The 22,961-nt window shown below is 70.8% G+C and carries 22 protein-coding genes; 11 read left to right on the top strand and 11 right to left on the bottom strand.

Going from position 1 to position 22,961, the window contains the following annotated elements; translation table 11 throughout:
- Positions 1 to 647: 647 nt before the first annotated feature.
- The 3 genes from ACQEVG_RS01460 to ACQEVG_RS01470 all read left to right on the top strand — a co-directional run bounded on the left by ACQEVG_RS01460 (position 648) and on the right by ACQEVG_RS01470 (position 3,320).
- Positions 648 to 1,418 (top strand): FG-GAP repeat domain-containing protein, encoded by a 771-nt coding sequence (locus ACQEVG_RS01460; RefSeq protein ID WP_432975739.1) that lies wholly within the window; start codon positions 648 to 650, stop codon positions 1,416 to 1,418.
- Positions 1,419 to 1,462: 44 nt separating this feature from the next.
- A complete protein-coding gene (locus ACQEVG_RS01465) occupies positions 1,463 to 1,987 on the top strand; it encodes a hypothetical protein (protein WP_432975742.1) in 525 nt (174 codons plus the stop codon).
- A gap of 124 nt (positions 1,988 to 2,111) precedes the next feature.
- Positions 2,112 to 3,320 (top strand): serine hydrolase domain-containing protein, encoded by a 1,209-nt coding sequence (locus ACQEVG_RS01470; RefSeq protein WP_432975745.1) that lies wholly within the window; start codon positions 2,112 to 2,114, stop codon positions 3,318 to 3,320.
- Positions 3,321 to 3,346: 26 nt separating this feature from the next.
- Here ACQEVG_RS01470 and ACQEVG_RS01475 read toward each other — a convergent pair whose 3' ends face one another.
- Complete coding sequence (locus ACQEVG_RS01475; protein WP_432975748.1) at positions 3,347 to 4,744, bottom strand: NAD(P)/FAD-dependent oxidoreductase; 1,398 nt, start codon at positions 4,742 to 4,744, stop codon at positions 3,347 to 3,349.
- A 192-nt stretch (positions 4,745 to 4,936) separates the two neighbouring features.
- Between ACQEVG_RS01475 and ACQEVG_RS01480 the strand changes: the two genes are divergently transcribed.
- Complete coding sequence (locus ACQEVG_RS01480) at positions 4,937 to 5,410, top strand: N-acetyltransferase family protein (RefSeq protein WP_432975751.1); 474 nt, start codon at positions 4,937 to 4,939, stop codon at positions 5,408 to 5,410.
- A 6-nt stretch (positions 5,411 to 5,416) separates the two neighbouring features.
- Here ACQEVG_RS01480 and ACQEVG_RS01485 read toward each other — a convergent pair whose 3' ends face one another.
- On the bottom strand, positions 5,417 to 6,415 hold the full coding sequence (locus ACQEVG_RS01485) for a zinc-binding dehydrogenase (RefSeq protein WP_432975754.1): 999 nt from the start codon (positions 6,413 to 6,415) through the stop codon (positions 5,417 to 5,419).
- Between the two features lie 108 nt (positions 6,416 to 6,523).
- Positions 6,524 to 7,021: a hypothetical protein gene (locus ACQEVG_RS01490; protein ID WP_432984932.1), complete on the bottom strand. Its 498-nt coding sequence runs from the start codon at positions 7,019 to 7,021 to the stop codon at positions 6,524 to 6,526.
- A gap of 227 nt (positions 7,022 to 7,248) precedes the next feature.
- On the opposite strand from ACQEVG_RS01490, the gene ACQEVG_RS01495 reads away from it, so the two are divergent.
- The gene (locus tag ACQEVG_RS01495; protein WP_432975757.1) at positions 7,249 to 8,643 is read left to right on the top strand and encodes a M1 family metallopeptidase; all 1,395 of its coding nucleotides are present in this window, start codon (positions 7,249 to 7,251) and stop codon (positions 8,641 to 8,643) included.
- Between the two features lie 57 nt (positions 8,644 to 8,700).
- Here the strand turns inward: ACQEVG_RS01495 and ACQEVG_RS01500 are convergent, their stop codons facing one another.
- Positions 8,701 to 9,276, bottom strand: coding sequence for a TerD family protein (locus ACQEVG_RS01500; RefSeq protein ID WP_432975760.1), 576 nt, complete (start codon positions 9,274 to 9,276; stop codon positions 8,701 to 8,703).
- Positions 9,277 to 9,428: 152 nt separating this feature from the next.
- Between ACQEVG_RS01500 and arfB the strand changes: the two genes are divergently transcribed.
- The gene (gene arfB, locus ACQEVG_RS01505) at positions 9,429 to 9,854 is read left to right on the top strand and encodes an alternative ribosome rescue aminoacyl-tRNA hydrolase ArfB (protein ID WP_360868170.1); all 426 of its coding nucleotides are present in this window, start codon (positions 9,429 to 9,431) and stop codon (positions 9,852 to 9,854) included.
- 73 nt (positions 9,855 to 9,927) lie between these two features.
- On the opposite strand, the gene ACQEVG_RS01510 is transcribed toward arfB, so the two are convergent.
- Positions 9,928 to 10,482: a flavin reductase family protein gene (locus ACQEVG_RS01510; RefSeq protein WP_432975764.1), complete on the bottom strand. Its 555-nt coding sequence runs from the start codon at positions 10,480 to 10,482 to the stop codon at positions 9,928 to 9,930.
- 283 nt (positions 10,483 to 10,765) lie between these two features.
- Between ACQEVG_RS01510 and cdgB the strand changes: the two genes are divergently transcribed.
- Positions 10,766 to 12,406: a diguanylate cyclase CdgB gene (gene cdgB / locus ACQEVG_RS01515; RefSeq protein WP_432975767.1), complete on the top strand. Its 1,641-nt coding sequence runs from the start codon at positions 10,766 to 10,768 to the stop codon at positions 12,404 to 12,406.
- Between the two features lie 88 nt (positions 12,407 to 12,494).
- On the top strand, positions 12,495 to 13,466 hold the full coding sequence (locus tag ACQEVG_RS01520; RefSeq protein ID WP_432975770.1) for a CBM35 domain-containing protein: 972 nt from the start codon (positions 12,495 to 12,497) through the stop codon (positions 13,464 to 13,466).
- A gap of 141 nt (positions 13,467 to 13,607) precedes the next feature.
- Here ACQEVG_RS01520 and ACQEVG_RS01525 read toward each other — a convergent pair whose 3' ends face one another.
- The 5 genes from ACQEVG_RS01525 to ACQEVG_RS01545 all read right to left on the bottom strand — a co-directional run bounded on the left by ACQEVG_RS01525 (position 13,608) and on the right by ACQEVG_RS01545 (position 18,775).
- Positions 13,608 to 14,477 carry a class II fructose-bisphosphate aldolase gene (locus tag ACQEVG_RS01525; protein WP_432975773.1) on the bottom strand — a complete coding sequence of 290 codons (870 nt, stop codon included), beginning with the start codon at positions 14,475 to 14,477 and terminating at the stop codon, positions 13,608 to 13,610.
- Between the two features lie 75 nt (positions 14,478 to 14,552).
- A complete protein-coding gene (locus ACQEVG_RS01530) occupies positions 14,553 to 15,479 on the bottom strand; it encodes a 1-phosphofructokinase family hexose kinase (RefSeq protein ID WP_432975776.1) in 927 nt (308 codons plus the stop codon).
- A 126-nt stretch (positions 15,480 to 15,605) separates the two neighbouring features.
- Positions 15,606 to 16,751 carry an N-acetylglucosamine-6-phosphate deacetylase gene (gene nagA / locus ACQEVG_RS01535; RefSeq protein ID WP_432975779.1) on the bottom strand — a complete coding sequence of 382 codons (1,146 nt, stop codon included), beginning with the start codon at positions 16,749 to 16,751 and terminating at the stop codon, positions 15,606 to 15,608.
- On the bottom strand, positions 16,751 to 17,665 hold the full coding sequence (locus ACQEVG_RS01540) for an ROK family protein (protein ID WP_432984935.1): 915 nt from the start codon (positions 17,663 to 17,665) through the stop codon (positions 16,751 to 16,753). Before ACQEVG_RS01540 ends, nagA begins: the two co-directional genes overlap by 1 nt.
- 216 nt (positions 17,666 to 17,881) lie before the next feature.
- The gene (locus ACQEVG_RS01545) at positions 17,882 to 18,775 is read right to left on the bottom strand and encodes an SIS domain-containing protein (protein WP_432975782.1); all 894 of its coding nucleotides are present in this window, start codon (positions 18,773 to 18,775) and stop codon (positions 17,882 to 17,884) included.
- Positions 18,776 to 19,059: 284 nt separating this feature from the next.
- On the opposite strand from ACQEVG_RS01545, the gene ACQEVG_RS01550 reads away from it, so the two are divergent.
- The 3 genes from ACQEVG_RS01550 to otsB all read left to right on the top strand — a co-directional run bounded on the left by ACQEVG_RS01550 (position 19,060) and on the right by otsB (position 21,502).
- A complete protein-coding gene (locus ACQEVG_RS01550; RefSeq protein ID WP_432984938.1) occupies positions 19,060 to 20,286 on the top strand; it encodes an extracellular solute-binding protein in 1,227 nt (408 codons plus the stop codon).
- Between the two features lie 97 nt (positions 20,287 to 20,383).
- Complete coding sequence (locus ACQEVG_RS01555; RefSeq protein WP_360868143.1) at positions 20,384 to 20,632, top strand: DUF3263 domain-containing protein; 249 nt, start codon at positions 20,384 to 20,386, stop codon at positions 20,630 to 20,632.
- Between the two features lie 9 nt (positions 20,633 to 20,641).
- Positions 20,642 to 21,502 (top strand): trehalose-phosphatase, encoded by an 861-nt coding sequence (gene otsB, locus ACQEVG_RS01560; RefSeq protein ID WP_432975786.1) that lies wholly within the window; start codon positions 20,642 to 20,644, stop codon positions 21,500 to 21,502.
- Between the two features lie 44 nt (positions 21,503 to 21,546).
- On the opposite strand, the gene ACQEVG_RS01565 is transcribed toward otsB, so the two are convergent.
- Entirely contained in the window at positions 21,547 to 22,950 is a 1,404-nt protein-coding gene (locus tag ACQEVG_RS01565; protein ID WP_432975789.1) for an alpha,alpha-trehalose-phosphate synthase (UDP-forming), read from the bottom strand.
- Positions 22,951 to 22,961 lie beyond the last annotated feature (11 nt).

Consider the following 22,961-nt stretch of genomic DNA (forward strand, 5'->3'; position numbering starts at 1 on the left):
CGTGTCCCGGATCTTCTCAGCTCCGGGACACCGGTGTTTACGGGGCCTTTCGGGGCCCCTGGGGCTGTTGTACGTTCCAGATGTGCCATGGGGGGAGACCCGGCACTGCTGCGGCAGCAGATGCCGTCCAGGGGATGGGGACGCACGTGCGCGGTTTCTTAGGGCGGGGCGGGAAGCGCCTCGGAATCATCGGGGGCGTGGTGGCCGTGCTGGCCGCCGGGCTGGTGGGTTTTTCGGGGGGCGGGGCGTCCGCAGCCGCGGGCGGGAGCACGATCTCGCTGGACACCCCGGATGTTCCGGCGGGGCGGCGAGGTCACGCACACGGTGACCGTGCACGCCGTCGCGAAGGGCCGGCTGAGCGTGCGATTCGCGGCGGCGCAGGAGCAGCGCTGGTGGGACAACGACGACGAGTGGACGCTCGGGTTCCAGGCCTCCGGTTCGGATGCGAGGTGCAGCTATCCGTCCTCGCTGGTCACGGAGACGCTGTCGTGCGAGCTCTCTCCGGGTGACCACAAGATCTCGTACACGATGCGCGCGAGCGCCGGCGCCCAGGCGTGGAAGGTCGACGTCGACGCCGGTTCGATGACGCGGGGGACAGGCCGGTTGCGAGGAGCCGGTTCGCCGTGGTCGGTAACCGGGAGCCCGCGATGGACTTTTGGGTCTACGGGCGGACGGCGGAGGGTGGGATCCGGGCGCACGGCTTCTACAACGGTGAGTACGGTCCGCTGGACGTCGAGTGGAGCCGACCGGTCCAGGCCGACGGCTGGGGTCGGTACGACCTGGTGACGAAGCCCGCGCCGATCACGGTGCGGGGCAGGGGCGGGGATGTGGTCGCCCGGCGCAAGGACGGTCATCTCTGGTTCTACCCGACGATGCCGGGCGACACGGGGGGCTTCCGGTACCCCACGGATGTCGGTGGCGGCTGGGGACATTACACCGCCGTGCGCGGCGCGGGCGATCTGAGCGGTGAGGGTGAGCCCGACCTGATCGCGCGGGGCGGCGACGGGACCCTGTGGCTGTACACGGGCACGGGCCGCAACCCCGCGCCGTTCGTGGGGCGTACGAAGATCGGCAGCGGCTGGAACATCTACAGCTCGCTGACGGGCGGCATGGATGTGACGGGCGACGCCAGGGCGGATCTGCTGGCGCGGGACGCTGCCGGCGGGCTGTGGCTGTACGAGGGCACGGGCACGGTGGCCGCGCCGCTCAAGCCACGTGTGAAGGTCGGCTCCGGCTGGAACATCTACAACGCGCTGGTGGCGTACGGCGATGTGTCCGGTGATGGTCATCCCGATCTGCTCGCGCGCGACGCCAAGGGCGTGATGTGGCTTTACAGGGGCTCGGGCAGGGCGGCGCTGCCGTTCGAGGCGCGGGTGAGGGTGCACCGGGACTGGGGTCGGTACGACGCCGTGATGTGATCCCGGTGGGGGGCGCAGCACCATGATCCAAGACACTGAGGACCATGTCTGACAACGCATTCTGGATTGCTTCGTTGACCGCCGGCACTGCCGTTCTTGCCAGTTGGGTGACGAGTCGAGGCACTGCTCGGGCTGCCCGGATACAAGCTGATGCCACCGCGAACACTCAGCGAACCGAGCGGCTGCGCGAGACGCGCCGCAGCGCTTACGCCAAGCTTGTCGAGCAGGCTCAGCGCATGGGCGAGCTCTACTGGCAGGTGTCTGACGTGTACCAGACCGGCCGCCATGAGGAGCAGTTGTCGGTTCTGGGAGACCTCCGCCTCCGGCTGCGGAATGAGTACAGCAAACTGCGCCACTTGGTGTGGATTGTCACTTTGGAAGGGCCGAGTGAGGTTGCCGACGCCGCGGACGGCCTTCGACGGTCGACCACCCCTCCGTACAGGGCGCTGTTGGCCGCGATCGAGGGTGATCCGGATGCGGCCGAGACGTTCAACGAGTGCTACGCCCCTTTTTGGCAGTCCGTCTTGAGCTTCGTTGAGGCCGCGCGAACTGCTCTGCACCGGATGTAGCGGGGGTCGAGGATCTGGACGGCGGCGTCGTTGGTGCCGCGGTCCAGGGCCCTGAAGGGTGATCCCCTTGCGGGCCGGGGTGTTATGTGCCGGTTCGCTGGTCTCGCTCGCCCATAGTGCGGTCATGAGACGCACACGCATGATGACGCTGCTCTGCGTCGCGACGCTCATGGCCGCGAGCACGCAGTTCACGGCCTCCGCCACCGAAGGGCACCCGGAGAGCCGCCCGTGTGTCAGCTCCCCGCCGCCCAGGAGCGGCCCGGCCCGTGAGGTGTTGCGGATCGCTCAGCGTGCCAAGAGTGAGCTGGACCTCAAGTCCGTGCTCGTGCGCGTCACCGTGGACGGCAAGGAGGTCATCACCTCTGCGCTCGGCGAGTCGATGACCGGCGTACCGGCCGAGCCCGGCATGCACTTCCGGGCCGGGTCGGTGGCGATCGCCTATATGGGGACCACCCTGTTGCAGCTCGTCGACGAGGGGAAGGTCGGCCTCGACGACCCCGTCTCGCGGTGGCTGCCCGATCTCCCGGACGCCGACCGGATCACGCTGCGCATGCTCGGCAGCTCCACCACGGGGCTCGCCGACTACGTCAAGGATCCCGACTTCGTCGCCGCGGTCTATGCCGACCCCTTCCGTCAGTGGACGGCCGAGGAGTTGGTGGGCATCTCGACGGCGCTGCCCCGCTGGTACGAGCCGGGCACCAACTGGAGTTACTCCCACGGCAATTTCGTTCTCCTCGGCGCCGCGCTGGAGAAGATCACCGGGACTCGGCTCGACATCCTGCTGAAGCGGCGCATAATGGGCCCGCTCGGGCTCCGCGACACCCGTAACAGCTTCACGCACAAGATTCCGTCGCCCGTCCTGCACGCCTTCACGGCAGAGCGTGGGACGTACGAGGAGTCCACCTCCTGGAATCCCTCGTGGACCACCGCCCCCGGCGCGGTCCTGACCACCCACATCTGCGATCTGGCACGCTCGGCGCAGGCCATCGGCTCCGGCGACCTGCTCTCGCCGAGTGCCTACCAGGAACAGCTGGACCCCGGCACGGTCGGCCTGGGCGGGCCCACGGCCACCTGTCCCCCGACCGTCTGCCTCGTGAACACCGAGGCCAGGCACTACGGACTCGGCGTGCTCGTCCACCACGACTGGATCGTGCAGAACCCGTCGTTCTTCGGCTATGCCGCCGTCCAGGCCTATCTGCCCGACGAGCGGCTGGCCATCGCGGTCGCGACGACCAAGGGCGAAAGCACCCCGGACGGCAACACCGCCGAGACGATCACGGACCGGATCGCCGCGGGGCTCGCGCCCGGCCACCCGGTGCCGTTCAGCGGCTGAGGTCCTCCGGGCCGCCGGCGCGGGGCTCAGTGGCGGCCCGCGATCCGGTCCGCGATCTGTGCGATGCGGTCCGTCTGGGCCGAGCGGGCAGCCGACTCGCGGCGGTCCGCCGCGCGGTAGGCCGCGTACATGCCCTGCACGCCCAGCCAGCGCAGCGGCTCCGGCTCCCATGGGCGGACCTTGTGGTTCACCCAGGGGAGCGCGGTCAGTTCGGTGCCGCCCGCCTGGCCCGAGTCCTGTTGGATCAGGTCGCGCAGGGTGCGGGCCGCCAGGTTGGTGGTGGCCACGCCGGAGCCGACGTAGCCGCCGGCCCAGCCGAGGCCGGTGGAGCGGTCCAGGGTGACGGTGGCGCACCAGTCGCGGGGGACGCCGAGGACCCCCGACCAGGCGTGGTCGATACGGACGCCCGCGGTGGTCGGGAAGAAGCGGACCAGGATCTCGCGCAGGGCCTCGATGGTGGCGGGCTGGGTGCGGCCGTCGTTGTCGGTGCGGGAGCCGAAGCGGTAGGGGACGCCGCGGCCGCCGAGTGCGATGCGGTCGTCAGCGGTGCGCTGGGCGTACATGTAGGCGTGCGCCATGTCGCCGAGGGCTTCGCGGCCTTCCCAGCCGATGGTGTCCCAGATGGACGGGGGGAGGGGCTCCGTCACGATCATGGACGAGTTCATCGGGAGCCAGGCGCGTTTGTGGCCCTTGAGGTTCGCGGTGAAGCCCTCGGTGCAGCGCAGGATGTACGGGGCGCGGACGGTGCCGTACGGCGTGATGGCGTGTTTGGGCTTGATCTCTGTGACGGGGGTCGATTCGTGGATCGTCACGCCGAGTGCCTCGACGGCTGCCGCGAGCCCTGTGACCAGCTTCGCCGGGTGGAGGCGCGCGCCGTGCGGGGTCCAGGTGGAGGCGACGGCGCCGCTGACGCGGATCCGCTCGGCGGTTTCGCGGGCGCCGAGCAGCACCCGGTCCTTCTCGCCGAAGGCGATCTCGACGGCGTGGAAGGCCTTGAGGCGGGTCAACTGGGCGGGGGTGTACGCGACTTCGAGTACGCCGCCCTGGTGAATGTCGGCGTCGATGTTCTCTTCGGCGGCGATGCGGACGACTTCGTCGACGGTGTCGTTCATGGCCTGCTGGAGGCGGACAGCTGCGTCGTGGCCGTGGAGCTTGGCGTACCGGTCGCGGCCGGCGATGCCGTTGTAGAGCCAGCCGCCGTTGCGGCCGGAGGCGCCGTAGCCGCAGAACCTTTCCTCGAGGAGCGTGATGTTCAGGAAGGGGACGGCCTTTTTGAGGTAGTACGCCGTCCAGAGGCCGGTGTATCCGCCGCCGACGATGCAGATGTCCGCGGTGGCGTCGCCGGGGAGGGGCTCCCGGGGGACGGGGGTGCCCTGCTGCGCGTACCAGAACGATATGCCGCCGTTGACGGTGCTCGTGCTCATGATGCCCCTGCTGCTTGATCCGGCCGCCACTGTGCGCCTGTTGTGGCGGGAGGGTACTCGTAGGCCCTTTCATGGTCGTACGCAGGACCGGTCTCCGCACGGTCGTGGGGTCCGTGTCGATCGACGCGGTGCAGGTGTCCATCGGCCGGGCACTGCTGGCACGGTAGGCGGCTCAGCGGGCACCCTGGCCCCATGATTCGTCACGCCACTCCCGCCGATGTCCCCGAGATCCACCGCATGATCCGCGAGCTCGCCGAGTACGAGAAGTCCCTGGACGAGGCCCGCGCGAGCGAGGAGCAGCTGCACGAGGCGCTCTTCGGTGAGCGGCCCGCCGCCTTCGCGCACATCGCGGAGACGGGTGACGGGGAGGTGGCGGGCTTCGCGCTGTGGTTTCTGAACTTCTCGACGTGGCGTGGGGTGCACGGCATCTATCTGGAGGATCTGTATGTACGGCCCGGGCTGCGGGGCGGCGGATATGGCAAGGCGCTGCTGACGGAGCTGGCGCGGATCTGCGTGGAGCGCGGTTACGAGCGCCTGGAGTGGTCCGTGCTGGACTGGAACACCCCGTCGATCAACTTCTACAAGTCGCTGGGGGCGAAGCCGCAGGACGAGTGGACGGTGTACCGGCTGACCGACGAGGCGCTGACGGAGCTCGGTTCCCGCTGACACCCCCTAGGGGACCAGGACGACCTTGCCCACCGTGCCCCGGGTCTCCAGGGCGCGGTGTGCGGCCGCGGCCTCGGCGAGGGGGAAGCGGTGTACTGCGGGGCGCAGCCGGCCGGCTGCGGCCTCGGCCAGCGCGCGCTCTTCGAGTGCTCGGATGTCTCCGCCCGCTTTCTGGATCATCGGCGGGCCGAGTACACCCTCGGAGGTGATGCCGCGTTCCGCCAGCTCCTCCTCCGTGAAGGTCAGCGGGCCGCCGTCCCGCAGGCCCTGGGACGACCAGCCGAAGACGAGGTGGTGACCGCCCTTGCCGAGCAGGTCGACGGCGGATCGTGCGGTGCTTCCGCCGACCGAGTCGAAGACGACGGTGGCTCGTCTGCCGCCGAGGTTGCCGCGGACCTGGTCCGGCCAGTCGGGCTGCTTGTAGTCGACGGCCAGGTCGGCGCCGTTTTCGACGACCCGCCGAACCTTCTCGGGGCCGCCCGCGAGGCCGACGACCCTCGCGCCGGCGTTCTTCGCGTACTGCACGAGGAGGGTGCCGATGCCACCGGCCGCGGCAGGGACGATCACGATGTCGTCGGGCCCCAGGTCGGTGAATTGCAGAATGCCCATCGTCGTACGGCCCGTCCCGATCATCGCGACGGCCTCGCCCTCGTCGAGAGAGGCCGGGATTTCGTGAAGTCTCGCGGCGTCGGCCACCGCGAGCTCGGCATAGCCTCCGGGGGCCATGCCGAGGTGGACGACCACCTTCTTGCCGAGCCGGCTCGGGTCCGTGCCGTCGCCGAGCCGGTCCACGGTGCCGGCGACCTCGCGGCCGGGGATGGTGGGCAGCTCGGCGGGGGCCGGGTAGGGGCCGGTCATGCCCTGGCGCAGGGCGGCGTCGAGGAGATGCACGCCGGCCGCGGCGACGGCGATCCGCACCTGGCCGGGGCCGGGTACGGGGTCTTCGGTCCGCTCGTACGTGAGGTTCTCGGCGGGGCCGAAGGCGTGGAGGCGGACGGCGTGCATGGTGGGCTCCCCGGTGGTTGTGGGCTACGGGGACACCCTCCAACCTCAAGTTCGCTTGAGGTCAAGGGACGGGGCCCCGTTGTGTGACATCCCAGACCGTGAGGAGGTCTAGAGGCGGGGGAAGCGGGCCTGAAGATCCCAGACGACGGGGTTCTCGGCGAGGCCTTCGTGCATGTCCGACAGGTCCGCGATCAGATCGTGCAGGAAGTCCCGGGCCTCGCGGCGCAGTTCGGCGTGGTTGAAGCTGAGCGGCGGCTCGTCGCCGTGCATCCAGTCGGCCTCGACGTCGACCCAGCCGAAGCGGCGTGCGAAGAGCATCCGGTCGGCGGACTCGGTGAAGTCCAGCTCGGCGTACTGGGGTTTGGCGGCGCGGCTGCCGAGGGGGTCGCGGTCCAGCTGCTCGACGATGTCGCACAGCGCCCAGGCGAAGTCGAGCACCGGCACCCATCCCCAGGCTGTGGATACCTCGCGGTCCTCCTTGGTGTCGGCGAGATAGACGTCACCGCAGAAGAGGTCGTGCCGCAGGGCCTGGACGTCCGCGCGGCGGTAGTCGGTCTGCGGGGGGTCGGGGAACCGACGGGAGAGGGAGTAGCCGATGTCGAGCACGGGCCCGATGGTGTCACGGGCCGCGGGCACTCGCGCCACGCGGGCGGGGCCGGGCCCCAGGTCGCGGGTGGGCTGCGGGCGGGGCCGTGGCCCCAGGTCGCGGGTGGGCTGCGGGCGGGGCCGGAGCCCGGCAGGCCGCGGGCGGCCGCGGGGTGCGCCGAGAGGCAGGGGCGGCGCGCGAGCCAACCACCGTGGGCAGTCGGCCGGCCCCGCATAGGATCGACTGCGTGGATCGGCGAACTCTCGTACGCATACTGACGCCCGCTGTCGCTCTGCTCCTCCTCGGCGGCTGCACCGGCGCCGGCGTGGACGTCCACGGCAAGCCGGGCGCCGCGGGCGTACGCGATCCGCTGTTCCACAAGCTCGGCAACGGCGGTTACGACGTCCAGCACTACACCCTGACCCTCGACTACGACCCGGCGACGAGCCGCCTCGAGGGCACCGCCGAGATCACCGCCCGCGCCACCCAGGACTTGAGCGCCTTCAACCTCGACCTCCATGGGCTGACGGTCGAAAGCGCCACCGTCGACGGCAAGAAGGCGGCGGCGAACCGGGCGGGCGACGAGCTGACCGTGCGGCCGCACCGCGATCTGGACAAGGGCAGGACCTTCCGTACGGTCGTCCGCTACGCCGGCACCCCGACGGTGATCGTCGACAAGGACAAGGACACGTCCGAGGAAGGCTGGCTGACGACCGCGGACGGCGCGCTCGCGGTCGGCGAGCCCGCCGGGTCGATGGCCTGGTTCCCGGGCAACAACCACCCGAGCGACAAGGCCACGTACGACATCACGGTCACCGTTCCGAAGACGCTGCAGGCGATCTCCAACGGGGAGCTGCAGAGCGAGCGGACGACCGGCGACCGCACCACCTTCGCGTGGAAGTCGAAGAAGCCGATGGCGAGTTATCTCGCCACGCTGGCGATCGGGAAGTACGACGTGAAGCACTCGACAACTGCCTCCGGCCTGTCCGTCCTCACCGCCGTGGACAAGACTGTCGCCGACGACAGTGCGGAAGTGCTCGCGCAGATCCCCGAGATCATGGAGTGGGCGACGGACAACTTCGGCACGTACCCCTTCTCCTCCATCGGCGCGATCGTCGTCCCCGACGGCGAAGTCGAGTACGCCCTGGAGACCCAGACCAGGCCGCTCTTCCCGCAGAAGTACGTCGACACCGAGACGCTCGTCCATGAGATCGCCCACCAGTGGTACGGCAACTCGGTGACACCCGCGACGTGGAAGGACATGTGGCTCAACGAGGGCTTCGCGACCTACGCGGAGTGGATCTGGCTGGAGGACTTCGAGGGCACTCCGGCCCAGGAGAGCTTCGACGCCGCCTTTGACACCGAGAAGAACTGGGAGTTCGCACCCGCCGATCCGCCGTCCGCGGCGCAGGTCTCCGAGGACCCGGTCTACTACCGGGGCGCCATGGTCCTGCACAAGCTCCGCCAGAAGGTGGGCGACGAGACGTTCGGCAAGATCATGCAGGGCTGGGCGGCCGAGCACCGCTACGGCAACGCCTCGACCGCCGACTTCACTTCGTACGCGGAGGAGAAGTCCGGCGAGGACCTCACCGATCTGTGGAAGACCTGGCTGTATGGCACGGACAAGCCGGCCAACCCATGACTGCGAGGAGCCCCCGGCCGGGCGGCCGGGGGCTCCTCGCGGTGCGGAAGGCGTACGTCAGATGTTGACGCCGAAGTCGCGGGCGATGCCCTCAAGACCCGAGGCGTAACCCTGGCCGACCGCGCGGAACTTCCACTCCGCGCCGTTGCGGTAGAGCTCGCCGAAGACCATCGCGGTCTCGGTGGCGGCGTCCTCGCTCAGGTCGTAGCGCGCGATCTCGGCGCCGCCGGCCTGGTTGACGATGCGGATGTAGGCGTTGCGCACCTGGCCGAAGTTCTGGCTGCGGGTGACGGCGTCGTAGATCGAGACCGGGAAGACGATCTTGTCGACGTCGGCCGGCAGACCCGCCAGGTTGACGTTGATCTGCTCGTCGTCGCCGCCGCCCTCGCCGGTGCGGTTGTCACCGGTGTGGACGATGGTCTGGTCCGGGGTCGCCTTGTTGTTGAAGAAGACGAAGTGCGCGTCGGATGCGACCTTGCCGCCGGGGTTCACGCCGATCGCGGAGGCGTCGAGGTCGAAGTCGGTGCCGGTGGTCGTACGGACGTCCCAGCCGAGGCCGACCGTGACGGCGGTCAGGCCCGGTGCCTCCTTGGTGAGCGAGACGTTGCCGCCCTTGGACAGGCTTACTGCCATTGGGAAGTCCCCTTCGTGGTCGAGTCTGCGGGCTTCGAGTGCTCCCGAAACTACCGTCACCCGTCATAACGCAGGCAGGGGACTGTCAGGTTCCATGCGAGGGAGCGGAAAAGTGGGTGACGGGAGCGCGGTGGGCACGCGACCATGGACGCATGTCCGGTCCTTACATCATCCGCGGTTCGGTCTCCCTTCCGGAGGCCGAGCTCATGTGGCGTTTCTCGCGGTCGTCGGGGCCGGGCGGGCAGCACGTCAACACCAGTGACTCGCAGGTCGAGCTGCGCTTCGACCTCGCGAAGACGGAGGCGTTGCCGCAGGTCTGGAAGGACCGTGCGCTTGAGCGGCTGGCGGGGCGGCTGGTGGGCGGGGTGATCGCCGTACGGGCGTCGGAGCACCGCTCGCAGTGGCGCAACCGAGAGACGGCGGCGGTGCGGCTGGCGGCGCTGCTGGCGGAGGCGACGGCGCCGCCGCCGAGGCCGCGGCGGGCGACGAAGATTCCGCGGGGCATCAATGAGCGCCGCCTGCGGGAGAAGAAGCAACGAGCCGAAACGAAGCGCGGCCGCACGGGCCGCGACTGGTAATCCCCGGGCCCCGGGACAGGGGTTCACGGGGCAGACGGCCCACGCACCCGCCGCCCAGGGCACCGGTGCCGGGTCAGCCCAACTGCCGGTAGCGGCCACGGAAGTACGTCAGCGGCCCGCCGTCCGCGCTCGGGAGGCCGACCGACAGGACCCGGCCGATCACCAGCGTGTGGTCGCCGGCCTCGATCCGTTGTTCCGTACGGCATTCCAGCGTCGCCAGCGCGCCCCGCACCAGCAGCGCCCCGCTCACCTCGCCCCTCGTGTACGGGATGTCCTCGAACAGCAGCCGGTCGCTGACCCGCCCCTTCATCGCGAAGCGGCCCGCGATGTGGCGCTGGCTCTCCGAGAGCACCGAGACGCCCCACAGCGGCTGTTCGGCCAGCAGATCGTCCATGCGTGAGCCGTTGCGCAGGCTCACCAGCACCAGCGGAGGGTCCAGCGACACCGACATGAACGCCGTCGCGGTCATGCCGGCGTCCTCGCCGCGTGGGCCGGCGTCGTCGTCGTGCGCGGTCACCAGCACCACACCCGCGGCGAGTCGGGACATGGCGTCGCGGAACTCTTCGTTGCTCACCCCCTCAGGATGGGGGATGGCGACAGGGTCGGAAGCGGGGGTCGTCTGCAACACACGAGGAACGCTAGTGTCGTCCGTCCCGCACCCGCATCGGGCCAGGGGACCAGCCGAGTCCTAGGACCGACGTCGCGGATTTGCGTTCAAGAAAGCTATGGCCGGCCACCGCCGGTACCCACAACCTTTCATCATCTGATGTGACTTGAGTCACAGAGTGCAGTATTTGTTGACCCTGTGTACCGAGTGGACAGCTCGCTGTGATTCAGTGGCCGTGATACCGCAAGAAGAACACCGATGAGAACCCTGGAGTTTGCTGTCGAGGTCTCGGGGAGAGCGAGCAATGGAGACCGAGTCGGAGCCCTACGTCCGTCTTGCGACCCTGAGGCAGCTGCACCAGGTCGTCGCGGACCTCAACACGGCCCGGAGCCTGGCCGACACCCTGCAGACCGTCGCCGACGGAATCGTCGCAGGACTCGGCTACGAGCTGGCCTGCGTCAATCTCGTACGCCCCGACGGTGACCTGGTCGTCGCCGCGTTCGCCGGCAGTGCCGCCGCGGAAGCCCTGATCACCGGGCGGGTCGGCTCGCGCCCCTCCTGGGAGCGCCGGCTCTCCATGGGCGAGGCCTGGGGCGAACTCCGCTTCATACCGCACACCGAGGGCTGGGTGCTCATCGAGGACGACGTCCCGCAGTGGCACACCGAGGGACCCGATCCGCGCTTCGAGGACGAGTGGCACCCGCAGGACCGTCTCTACGCCCCCATGTACGCATCGGGCGGCGGCCGTGAGCTCCTCGGCGTCATCTCCGTCGACCGGCCGCGCAACGGACGGCGGCCGGGCCCCTGGGGCCAGGAAGCACTCCAGATGTACGCATCGCAGGCGGCGATTGCGATCAGTAACGCTCGGCTGAGAGCAAACATGCAGCGCGCCCTGGTCCGCCTGGAGCGCGAGCAGCAGGCCCTGCGGGCCAGCGAGGAGTCCTTCCGGCAGGCCTTCGAGTACGCGCCCAGCGGCATGGCCATAGCCGAGATGGGCGGCGACCAGCACGGCCGGCTGCTGCGGACCAACGACGCGCTGTGCCGTCTCCTCGGCCGCCCCGCGTCCGCGATGCGCCGTTACTCCTTCGCCGATCTCGTCCACCCCGAGGACGTCGGCACCCTGCTGCGTACCTCCGCCGAGGGCGGCCGCGCCGAGATCAGGCTGGGCCGCCGGGACGGGACGTACGTCTGGGTCTCGCTGCGCAACTCCGTCGTCGCCGACACCGCGGACGGCCCCCGGTTTCTGCTCACCCACGTCGAGGACATCGAGGAACGCAAGCGGAACGAGCTGCAGCTCGCGCACCGGGCCAGCCATGACGCGCTGACCGGTCTGCCCAACAGCGCCGAACTGCGCGCCCGGCTCAGCGCGCGGCTGTGCGAGCGGCCGCAGACGGCGCGGGAGAGCGCGATCGAGGCGCTGGACGCGGCGTACGAGAGTGACAGCGAGCACATCTTCGGCAGCGACGGCTTCGACTTCGAGAGCACCGGCGTTCCGTACGACCACCATGTGCACACGATCGCGCCCGACGGTGAGATGGACGACGGGACGAAGGGGCTCGCGGTCCTCTTCTGCGACCTCGACGGTTTCAAGTCGATCAACGACAGGTTCGGGCACCAGACCGGTGACGCGGTGCTGGTGGAGGTCGCGCGCCGGCTCACCACGGGGGTACGGGAGGGGGACACCGTCGCCCGGCTCGGCGGTGACGAGTTCGTGGTGCTCGCCGACGGCCTGGGCGCGGCGGACGCCGCCGACCTGGCCGTACGTCTGCGGAACGCGATCATCCTGCCGATCCGGGTCGGCGGCCGCGGGGTCCGGGTCGGGGCGAGCTTCGGAATCGGCTGGGCGAGCTGCGGGATGTCCGTCGAGGAGGTCCTGCAATCCGCCGACCAGCGGATGTACATCGAGAAGCGGTCCCGCGCGAAGGTGCACCGGCGGGCCGGCTGAGGCCCACGACACCCTATGGGCCACTGCGAACCGGGTAGGCTCGCCCGCGTCGGCGTTGTGCTGACGAGATGGTAAGGAGTGACCAGGGATGACGGCCGCGAACACCGGCGCGAGCACGCCCGAGGACGACGATCCGTTCGGCTACCTGTACGCCGACGGTCAGGCCGCGGGCGCCACACCGCCCCGCCAGGGCGGCGGCTACGGCTACCCCGGACCCGTTGGGCCCGCGCAGCCGGGAGTCCCCAGAACCTCGTACAACCAGGTGCGGACGGTCGGCGAGCGCCAGTACGGCCAGCAGCAGGTCCCGCAGCAGCAGGTGTACGCCCCGCAGGGCCAGCCGACCGCGCAGTACGCGGCCCCGGAGACGTACCCCGGCGGCGCCCCGACCCGCCCGGTCCCGCCCCAGCACCCGGCCGGCCACGGCGGCGGCCGCAGCGGCGGCCCCAACACCAAGGGCCTGCTGATCGGCGCGATCGCGGTGGTCGCGGTCGTGGTGATCGGCATCGCGGCGGCGCTGATGACGGGCGGCGGTGAGGACGACAAGGCGGGCGGCAGGACGGGCACGAACGGTGGCGCGAGCGCGGGGCAGTCGGTGAAGCCGAGCGAGGAGCCGTCCGCGCCGGAGGACCCGAAGGAGCCGCTGCCCAAGCAGGACGCGGCAACGCTGCAGTTGGGTGCGCCGGCGGCCCTGGCCAAGGACATCAAGGGCGCGAAGGGCGCGGGCGGCGCGTACGTGACCGGCTTCAACGCGGTGGGCGCCTCGGTCACCTGGAAAGCCAACATGGCCCAGGCCGGCGACTACAGACTGTATGTGCGCTACGCCATCCCGGCGCAGGACGCCAACGCCACCCTGACGGTCAACGGCAAGGCGAACAGCAACCCGCTGGGTCTGAAGAACTTCATCGGGTCCTCGGACCCGGCGTGGGAGAAGAACTGGCAGACCACCTGGGCTCCGGTCACCCTGCAGAAGGGCGACAACGAGATCAAGATCTCCTGCGAGCAGGGCAATCAGTGCAACGTCATCCTCGACTGGCTTCAGGTCAGTGAAGGGGCGCTCTGAGGGCTGCCCGGGATGTCCGGCGACGCGGGCGCGTCACGGCGGAGAGTGAATCCGCTGTGACGCGCCCGCTGTTGCAGGCTGCCTGACGGGAGGTCGGGCGACCCGGCCCCACGACCGACTTCCGGCCGGCTCCCGGTGATGTCAGAGCAGCCCGAGAAATCCGGCAACCGTCGCGGTCATCGCAGCGCGAGCCGGGACCAGGTATTTCCGCGGGTCCACCGTCGACGGGTTCGCGTCCAGGAAGGCGCGGACCGCGCCCGTGAACGCCGTGTTCAGCGCCGTGCCGACGTTGATTTTGGTCATGCCGGCGGCGACGGCCGCGCGGATCTCCTCGTCCGGGACGCCCGAGGAGCCGTGCAGGACCAGAGGGACCGGGACCGCGTCCCGGAGCCGCGTGATCAGGGTGTGGTCCAGGGACGCCGTACGCTGCGTCATCGCGTGGGAGGAGCCGACCGCCACCGCCAGCGCGTCCACGCCCGTGGCGGCGACGTAGGCCGCCGCCTCGGCCGGGTCGGTGCGGACGCCGGGTGCGTGGGCGTCGAGCGGGGGTTCGCCCTCCTTGCCGCCGGCCTTGTCGCCTTCTTTCCCGCCCACCCGGCCCAGTTCTGCCTCGATCCAGATGCCGCGCTCGTGGCCCCAGCGCACCGCGTCGGCCGTGACCTTGACGTTCTCGTCGTACGGGAGCTTCGAGGCGTCGAACATCACCGAGCTGAAGTCCTCGTCGGCCGCCGCACGCAGCAGCTCCGTGGAGACGACATGGTCGAGGTGGAGGGCGAGCGGGGCGGTGGAGGCGTGGGCGACCGCGGACGCCGCGGCGGCTATCGCGGCGAGGTTGCCGCCGTGGAACGTCACGGCGTTCTCGGATATCTGCAGGATCGCGGGGACGCCCGCCAATTCCGCGCCCGCGGCGATCGCCTCCGCGTGCTCCAGGGTGATGACGTTGAACGCGGCGATGCCACGGCCGTCGGCCGCCGCGGCCGAGACGAGTTCGCCGGTGCTGACGAGTGGCATGGGGCATCCCAATTCCCGGGCTCCGAGGCCCGTTTGTGCGGTCGTCGCGTGTGCTGTTGTCGCGGCCGGGGCGGCTCACGCCGCGGTCGCGCGTTCGGTCACCGCCACGCGCGGCAGCAGCTCCTCGTACGCCGCGGCGTCGAACTCCCCCGCGGTCGGGGCCAGTACCGTCGCCGCCGACAGAGCCACCGCGCGCGCGAGTCGTTCCGGCCACGGCAGCCGTTCCACCAGGCCGGAGAGCAGCCCGGCCACCGCCGAGTCGCCCGCGCCGGTCGGGTTGCCCTTCAACGCCGCCGGCGGGGTGGCCTGCCACACGCCGTCCGGTGTTGCGGCGAGTACGCCGTCCGGGCCGAGCGAGGCGACCACACTGTGCGCGCCCCGGCGGCGGGCGTCGCGCGTGGCGCGCAGCGGCTCGCGGGAGCCGGTGAGCTGGGCCAGTTCGTCGGCGTTGGGCTTGACCAGGTCGGGGCGGGCGGCGATGCCACGGCGCAGCGGCTCACCACTGGTGTCCAGGAGCGCGGGGACGCCCGCGGCACGGGCCCGGCGGACCAGTTCGGCGTATGCGCCCACATGGATGCCGGGCGGCAGGCTGCCGCACAGGGCCACCGCGTCGGCGTCCCGCAGCAGGGAGTCGTACGAGGAGAGGAACGCGACCCATTCCGCGGGGGTCACCGTCGGGCCCGGCTCGTTCAGCTGGGTGGTGTCGCCGCTCGCGTCGTCCACGACGGCTATCGTGCGCCGGGTGGTCCCGGCGATCGGCACGAGCGCGTCGTGGGGGCCGAGCGGGGCGAGCAGATCGCGCAGCACGTCTCCGACGGGGCCGCCCGCGAAGCCGGTCACGACGCTTTCGTGGCCCAGCGCGGACAGTACGCGCGCGACGTTGAGGCCTTTGCCGCCCGGGCGTTCGCGGACCTCGATGACGCGGTGGCCGGTGTGCGGGGTGAGGGCCGGGACCCGGTACGTGATGTCGAGCGCGGTGTTGAGCGTGACCGTAAGGATCATCCCGCCGCACCCCCCTCAGACCGCGCCTGCCGTGCCCGTACGCGCCCCGATCATGCCAAACGGAAGGCGGTTGGCCCAGACCCTCTGGCCAACCGCCCTGCGCAAGTTACGTAGAAATCACGCCACTTAGGACAGTTGTGGCTCAATCAGCCATTCGCCCTTGCGCATCACGCCCTTGAGTGTGAACGCGGCGTCCAGCACCACCAGGTCCGCGTCCTTGCCCGGCTCCAGCGAGCCGACCCGGTCGTACAGGCCGAGCAGTTTCGCGGGATTGGCCGAGATGGCCTGGACGATGTCCTCCACCGGCAGCCGGTCGACGGTGGCCGCGCGCTGGAAAGCCGTGTCCAGGGTGAGCGTTGAGCCGGCGATCGAGCCGCCGTCGACCAGGCGCGCGACCCCGTCCTTGACCTCGACGGCGAGCGGGCCGAGCTGGTAGCGGCCGTCGCCGAAGCCGGCGGCGTCCATGGCGTCCGTGATGAAGGCGACCCGGGCCGCGCCCGCGCGGTGGAAGGCCAGCTCCAGGGCGGCGGGGTGCAGATGCGTGCCGTCGTTGATCAGCTCGACGGTGATCCGTTCGTCCTCCAGGAGCGCGGCGATCGGTCCCGGCGCGCGGTGGCCGAGGGCGGGCATGGCGTTGAACAGATGCGTCGCCACCGTCGCGCCCGCGTCGATGGCCTCGACGGTCTGCTCGTACGTCGCGTCCGTGTGCCCGATCGCGGCGATCACACCGTGCTCGGCGAGCAGGCGTACGGAGTCGATGCCGCCGGGCAGTTCGGTGGCGAGGGTGACCATCTTCGCGGTGCCGCGGGCCGCGTCGATCAGCTTGCGCACCTCGGCCGGGTCCGGGTCGCGCAGCAGTTCCTCGCTGTGCGCGCCCTTGCGGCACGGCGAGATGAAGGGCCCCTCGAAGTGGATGCCCGCGAGCTCGCCCTGCTCGACCAGCTCGGACAGGAAGCCGGCCCGGTGGGCGAGGAAGTCCATCTCGCCGGTGACGGTGGAGGCGACGAGGGTGGTGGTGCCGTGCTCGCGGTGGGTCCGTACGCCCCTCAGTACGTCCTCGGTGCTGCCGGAGGTGAAGGAGGCGCCGCCGCCGCCGTGGTTGTGGATGTCGACGAAGCCGGGCACGACCCAATGGCCGGTCAGATCGACGGCGGGGGTGCCCGCGACGACGGCGCCGCTGATCTTCGCGCGCTCGACGATCACCCGTCCGTTCTCGACGATCCCGGTCGGCAGCACCACCCGGGCGCCCGTGAGAACCATGCGGTCGGCCATCAGGCGGTTACCTCCGTGTCGGTGGCGAGCGGGTCGGTGGCGAGCAGATCCCAGGCGAGCAGCCCCGCGCCCAGGCATCCGGCGGTGTCCCCGAGGGCTGCCGGGACGATGACGGGCAGCTTCTGGAACGTGACGCGCTCCTCGACCGCGGCCCGTAGTGGTGTGAACAAGGTTTCCCCCGCCTCGGCGAGACCGCCACCGATGATCAGGGTGCGGGGGTCCAGCAGGGTGAGTGCGGTGACGAGTCCCGCGGCGAGGGCGTCGACGGCGTTGTGCCATACGGCGACGGCTTTCGGATCGCCCGACTCGACGGCCTTCGCGCAGTCGGCGGCGTCCGCGGCCGGGTCGCCGCTCGCCTCGGCCCAGGCGCGGGTCACCGCGGCGGCGGAGGCGAGCGTCTCCAGGCAGCCGCGCTGGCCGCAGCCGCAGTCGGGGCCGTCGGGGCGGACGACGATGTGGCCGATCTCGCCCGCGTAGCCGTGGGCACCGGCTTCGATGGACCCGTCTATGCCGATGGCTCCGGCGATCCCGGTGCCGAGCGGCACGAACAGGAACCGGTCGGCGCCCTTGCCGGCCCCGATCCGGCCCTCGGCGAGGCCGCCGGTGCGGACGTCGTGGCCCAGGGCGACGGGTACGCCGTGCAGCCTGCAGCTGAGCAGTTCGCGCATGGGCACGTCGCGCCAGCCGAGGTTGGCGGCGTAGACGGCGATGCCGCGGTCGGCGTCGACGATGCCGGGGACGGCGACTCCGGCGGCGAGGGCGCTCTGGCCGAGGTGCGTTTCGCCGTACGCGCGTAGCTCGCCGGCGAAGGCGAGGATCGACTCGACGACGGCATCCGGCCCACGGTCGCGCCCGGTGGCGCGGCGTGTCTCGTGGAGGAGGGTGCCGTCTGCCGCGACCAGGGCGGCTTTCATGCCGGTGCCGCCCACATCGAGGGCGATGACGTGTTTCACGTGGACAGTCTGGCGGGTGGGCGGGCGAAAGGTCTAGTCCACTACACCGGATTGTTGCGCAGCCATACAAAAAGACCGGTTGCGTTTCCCCCAGCCCTGCACCCGGCTCGGCGGCGGTCTCGTGCGGCGCAAGCCCGCGCACCTCGGGGGGCCGGGGCGCGGCCCCGGTGACCCCCCTCAGCCCAGAATCACGCTCCGCGACAAGTTCCTCGGGCGGTCCGGGTCGAACCCCCTCGCCTCCGCCAGTGTCACCGCCAGCCGCTGCGCGCGGATCAGGTCTGCCAGGGGGTCCGCCTCGGCGCGGGAGACCAGCGTGCCGCCCACCCGGGACACGTCCAGCGACAGGCCCTCCGGCAGGCCGCCGAAGACCCATGTCACCCGGCCCGGGCCGGTGATCGAGATCGGGCCGTGGCGGTACTCCATCGCCGGGTACGCCTCCGTCCACGCGCCCGCCGCCTCGCGCATCTTCAGGCCCGCCTCCAGCGCGAGACCGTACGTCCAGCCGCGGCCCAGGAAGGTCCACTGCTCCGCACCCACCACCGCCTCCGGCAGCGGCTCGGTCACCGCGAGCTCCGCGTCGACCGACGCCTCGGCGATCGACTTGACGCCCGGCAGCTCCCCGAGCCCCGCGCGCAGAAACGCCAGCGCCGTCGTCGCGAAGCGCGTCTGGACCACCGACTCCTCGTCCGCCCAGTCCAGCACCGCCACCGCGTCCGCCGCCTCCATCACCGGAGTCTTCGGGTCCGCCGTCAGGGCCAGCGTCGGCACCTTGCCGCGCAGGTCGGACAGCAGGTCGAGGACCTCCGTCGTGGTGCCGGAGCGCGTGATCGCCACGACGCGGTCGTAGGACCGCCCCGACGGGAACTCGGACGACGCGAACGCGTCCGTCTCACCGAGCCCCGCCGCCTCCCGCAGCGCCGCGTACGCGATCGCCATGAACCAGGACGTCCCGCACCCGGTGACGGCCACGCGCTCACCCGGCTCCGGCAGTCCGTCGAAGGCGGCTGCGGCCTCGGCCGCTCGGCGCCAGCAAGCGGGCTGGGTGGCTATCTCTGCTGCGGTGCGGGACATGCGGCATGGCTCCTAGCGAGGTGGACGTACGCACAACTCCGGGTCGTGCTTAGCAGGCATCGGCGCACCCGGGCAACGCCTCAAGCCCCCAGGGGCAGACGTTGTGGAAGTGATATGCATTGGAGTAGACCTCCGGCGGCCACATGGGGGAAAATCGCAGCTCATCTCAGCGGACATCCGGGGGGAACTGACTGGGACAAGTCTGGCAACCAACAGCAGAGGGTGGGGGAAGAGCTGTGCATCAGCGCTTCTTGGGTCTGACCGCGGCGCTCGCCGCACTTGGCATGACGGTGGCCCTGTCGGGCTGTGGCAGTTCCAGCGGTTCCGGCGACGTCACCCTCAAGCTCGTCGCGGCCGACTACGACGTCGACGGCGGCCAGAGCAGCAAGAAGTACTGGTCCGACCTCGCCGCGGCCTTCACCGCCAAGAACCCCGGCATCAAGATCGACGTCCAGATCGAGTCCTGGAACGACGTCGACCGCAAGGTCGCCGAGATGGTCAAGGCCGGCAAGGCCCCCGACGTCGCGCAGATCGGCGCGTACGCCGACTACGCCGCCGCCGACAAGCTGTACTCCGCCGACCAGTTGCTCTCCATCCCCGTACAGTCCAACTTCCTCGGCCCGCTCATCGACGCGGGCGAGATGAAGCGCGTCCAGTACGGCCTCCCCTTCGTCGCCTCCACCCGGCTGCTCTTCTACAACAAGAAGCTCTTCAAAGAGGCGGGCATCAAGGAGGACCCGAAGACCTGGGACGACCTCAAGGACGACGCGCGGAAGCTGAAGGCGAACACCAACGCCAAGTACCCCTTCGCCCTGCCGCTGGGTCCCGAAGAGGCCCAGGCCGAGACCATGATGTGGCTTCTCAGCGGCGGCGGTGAGGGATACACCAACCAGGGCGGCAGCTACTCCATAGATTCCGAGCAGAACATCGCCACCTTCGACTGGCTGAAGGAGAACCTGGTCGAGAAGGGGCTCACCGGACCGGTCGCCCCCGGCAAGCTGAACCGCAAGGAGGCCTTCGCCGCCTTCACTCGCGGCGAGGTCGGCATGCTCAACGGCCACCCGTCCCTGATGCAGGCCGCCCAGAAGGCCAATATCCAGGTCGGCAAGGTGGCGCTGCCCGGCACCACCGGCAAGCCGAAGTCCGCGATGGGCGTCGCCGACTGGATCATGGGCTTCAAGCAGAACGGTCACCGCACCGAGATCGGCAAGTTCCTCGACTTCGTCTTCAGCGACAAGAACGTTCTCGACTTCGCCGGCCAGAACGACCTGCTGCCGGTGACGGTCTCCGCGTCCGAGGCGATGGAGCAGGACCCCCAGCACCAGGACCTCAGGGAGTTCCTCCAGGAGCTCCCCACCTCGGTGCTTCCGCCGGTCGGCAAGACGTCGTGGGCGACGGTCAGCGAGAGCATCAAGAAGAACATCGGCACCGCCATGAACCAGGGCACCGAACCGAAGGACGTCCTCAGCCGCATAGGCCGCGACGCCACCGTCGCCGAGCACCGCGAATAGCGCCGAACAGCCGCGGCACCGGCGGGCTCCTGGGGCCGCCGGCACCGGCACCGGCACCGGCGCCGGCGAGCAGACCCGGGCACAGCGCCTCGCCGATATGTTGGATCGTATGACCCACGACGAGGCGCTTTCCGAGCGCGACCGCGCCGTACTGGCCATGGAGCACCACTCCTGGCCGGGGCCCGGCGCCAAGGAGCGGGCCATCAGGGAGCAGCTCGGCATCTCCCCGGTCCGCTACTACCAGCTCCTCAACGCTCTCATCGACGACGAGCGCGCCCTCGCCCACGACCCTGTCACGGTCAACCGGCTCCGCCGTGTCAGGGACGCCAAACGCAGTCGCCGATAGGGTCGGGTCATGGGCTTCCCGTACGCGCACCCCCTGCCGACGCCGTCCACCCCCGCCGGCCGTGAAGGCCTGGCCGCGCTTGTCGCCCGGCCCGAGAAATCCGTTGTAGGCCTCGACTTCGACGGCACGCTCGCCGAGATCGTGCCCGACCCCGAGCAGGCCCGCGCCCACCCCGGCGCGGTCCCCGCGATCGCCGCCCTGGCGCCCCGGGTCGCCTCCGTCGCCGTGGTCACCGGCCGGCCCGCCGGAGTCGCCGTTCGCTACGGCGGCTTCGCCGGAGAGCCCGGCCTGGACCACCTCGTCGTCCTCGGCCACTACGGCGCCGAGCGCTGGGACGCCGTCAGCGGCACGGTCAACGCCCCCGCCCCGCACCCCGGCGTCGCCACCGTCCGCGCCGAACTGCCCGGATTCCTCGACCGCATCGGCGCCTGGCACGGCACCTGGATCGAGGAGAAGGGCCGGGCGGTCGCGGTCCACACCCGCCGTGCGACCGACCCGCAGGCCGCGTTCGACGCGCTGCGCGAGCCGCTTGCCGAACTCGCCGCCCGCCATGGGCTGATCGTGGAACCGGGCCGCATGGTCCTGGAGCTGCGCCCGCCGGGCATGGACAAGGGCGTGGCCCTCGCCGAGTACGTACGCGAAGTGGGGGCCGAATCGGTCCTGTACGCGGGCGACGACCTGGGCGATCTGCCCGCCTTCGCGGCCGTCGAGAAGCTCCGCTCGGACGGGGTGCCCGGTCTGCTGGTGTGCAGCGGCAGCGCGGAGGTCCCGGAGGTCGCGGGCCGCGCCGACCTGCTGCTGGCGGGTCCGGCGGCGGTCGTGGAGTTCCTGGGCGCGCTCGCGCAGCGCCTGCAGAGCCGGTCGGAGTAGCCCGGAGCCGGTCGGAGCAGGCCGGCCCGGGCGGCCCGGAGTTCCTACGCCCCCTCGCGCAGCGCCCTCAGCTGGTCCAGGAACCACTTCTGCGGCGGCAGCGCGGTCGCCGCGGCCGCCAGGCGCTTCGTGCGCCGGGCCCGTTCGTCGTCCGGCATCGTCAGCGCCTCGTGGAGGGCGTCGGCGGTGCCCGTCACGTCGTACGGATTGACCGTCACGGCATCCTCGCCCAGCTCCTCGTGTGCTCCCGCTTCGCGCGAAAGCACCAGCGCGCAGCCCTCGTCCGAGACGACCGGAATCTCCTTGGCGACCAGGTTCATGCCGTCGCGGATGGGGTTGACCAGTGCCACGTCCGCGAGCCGGTAGGCGGCCAGCGAGCGGGCGAAGTCGTCCTTCACATGGAGTACGACAGGGCTCCAAGTCGCCGTCCCGTACGTCGAGTTGATCTCGTCGGCGACGCGCTGGACCTCTGCCGTGTACTCGCGGTAGACCGCCAGGTCCTGCCGGGACGGGTAGGCGAAGGCGACATGGACGACCCGCTCCCGCCACTCGGGACGGGTCTCGAGGAGGTGCCGGTAGGCGAGCAGCCCGCGCACGATGTTCTTGGACAGCTCGGTGCGGTCCACCCGCACGATCGTCTTCCGGTCCGTCCCGCCGACCTGCTCGCGCAGTGCCACCAGGCGCTCATGGACGTCCGGCCGGTCCGACCGCTCCCGCAGAAAGTCCGCGTCCGCGCCGAGGCCGTGCACCCCGATCCGGGTGCCGGACGGGATGCCGGGGCCCAGCACGCTGTGACAGCAGTCGGTGAACGCGTCCGCCCAGCGACGGGTGAGGAACGCGGCCCGGTCGGCGCCGAGGATGCCGCCGAGCAGCTGGGCGGCGATGTCGTCGGGCAGCAGCCGGAAGTACTCCGGCGGGGCCCACGGTGTGTGCGAGAAGTGGCCGATGAGCAGGTCGGGGCGGTGGGCGCGGAGCATCCGGGGCGCCAGCGCGAGGTGGTAGTCCTGTATCAGGACGGCGGCGCCCGGCGCGGCCTCCTCGGCCAGTGCGTCCGCGAAGGCGCGGTTGTATGCCTCGTACGACGCCCACTGGCGGCGGAACTCCGCGTCGAAGACCGGCTCCAGCGGCGTCTGGTACAGCATGTGGTGGAGGAACCACAGCACCGAGTTCGCGATGCCGTTGTACGCCTCGGCGAACACCGTGGTGTCGATGTCGAGCATCCGTACCCCGGGCTCGGCCACCCCGCGCCGTACCGCCTCGCGGTCGCCGTCCCCGAGGGCGGCGCAGACCCACAGCGCCTCCGCCTCGGAGCCGATGGCCGAGAGACCGGAGACCAGGCCGCCCCCGCCGCGGCGGGAGTCGAGGCTCCCGTCCTCGTTCCGGGTGTACGAGACCGGGCCGCGATTCGACGCGACGAGTACCTGGGCGGCAGCGTGCTCGGAAACCATGTCGCGAAACC

Source organism: Streptomyces sp. CA-135486, from assembly GCF_050936555.1.
GTDB lineage: Bacteria > Actinomycetota > Actinomycetes > Streptomycetales > Streptomycetaceae > Streptomyces.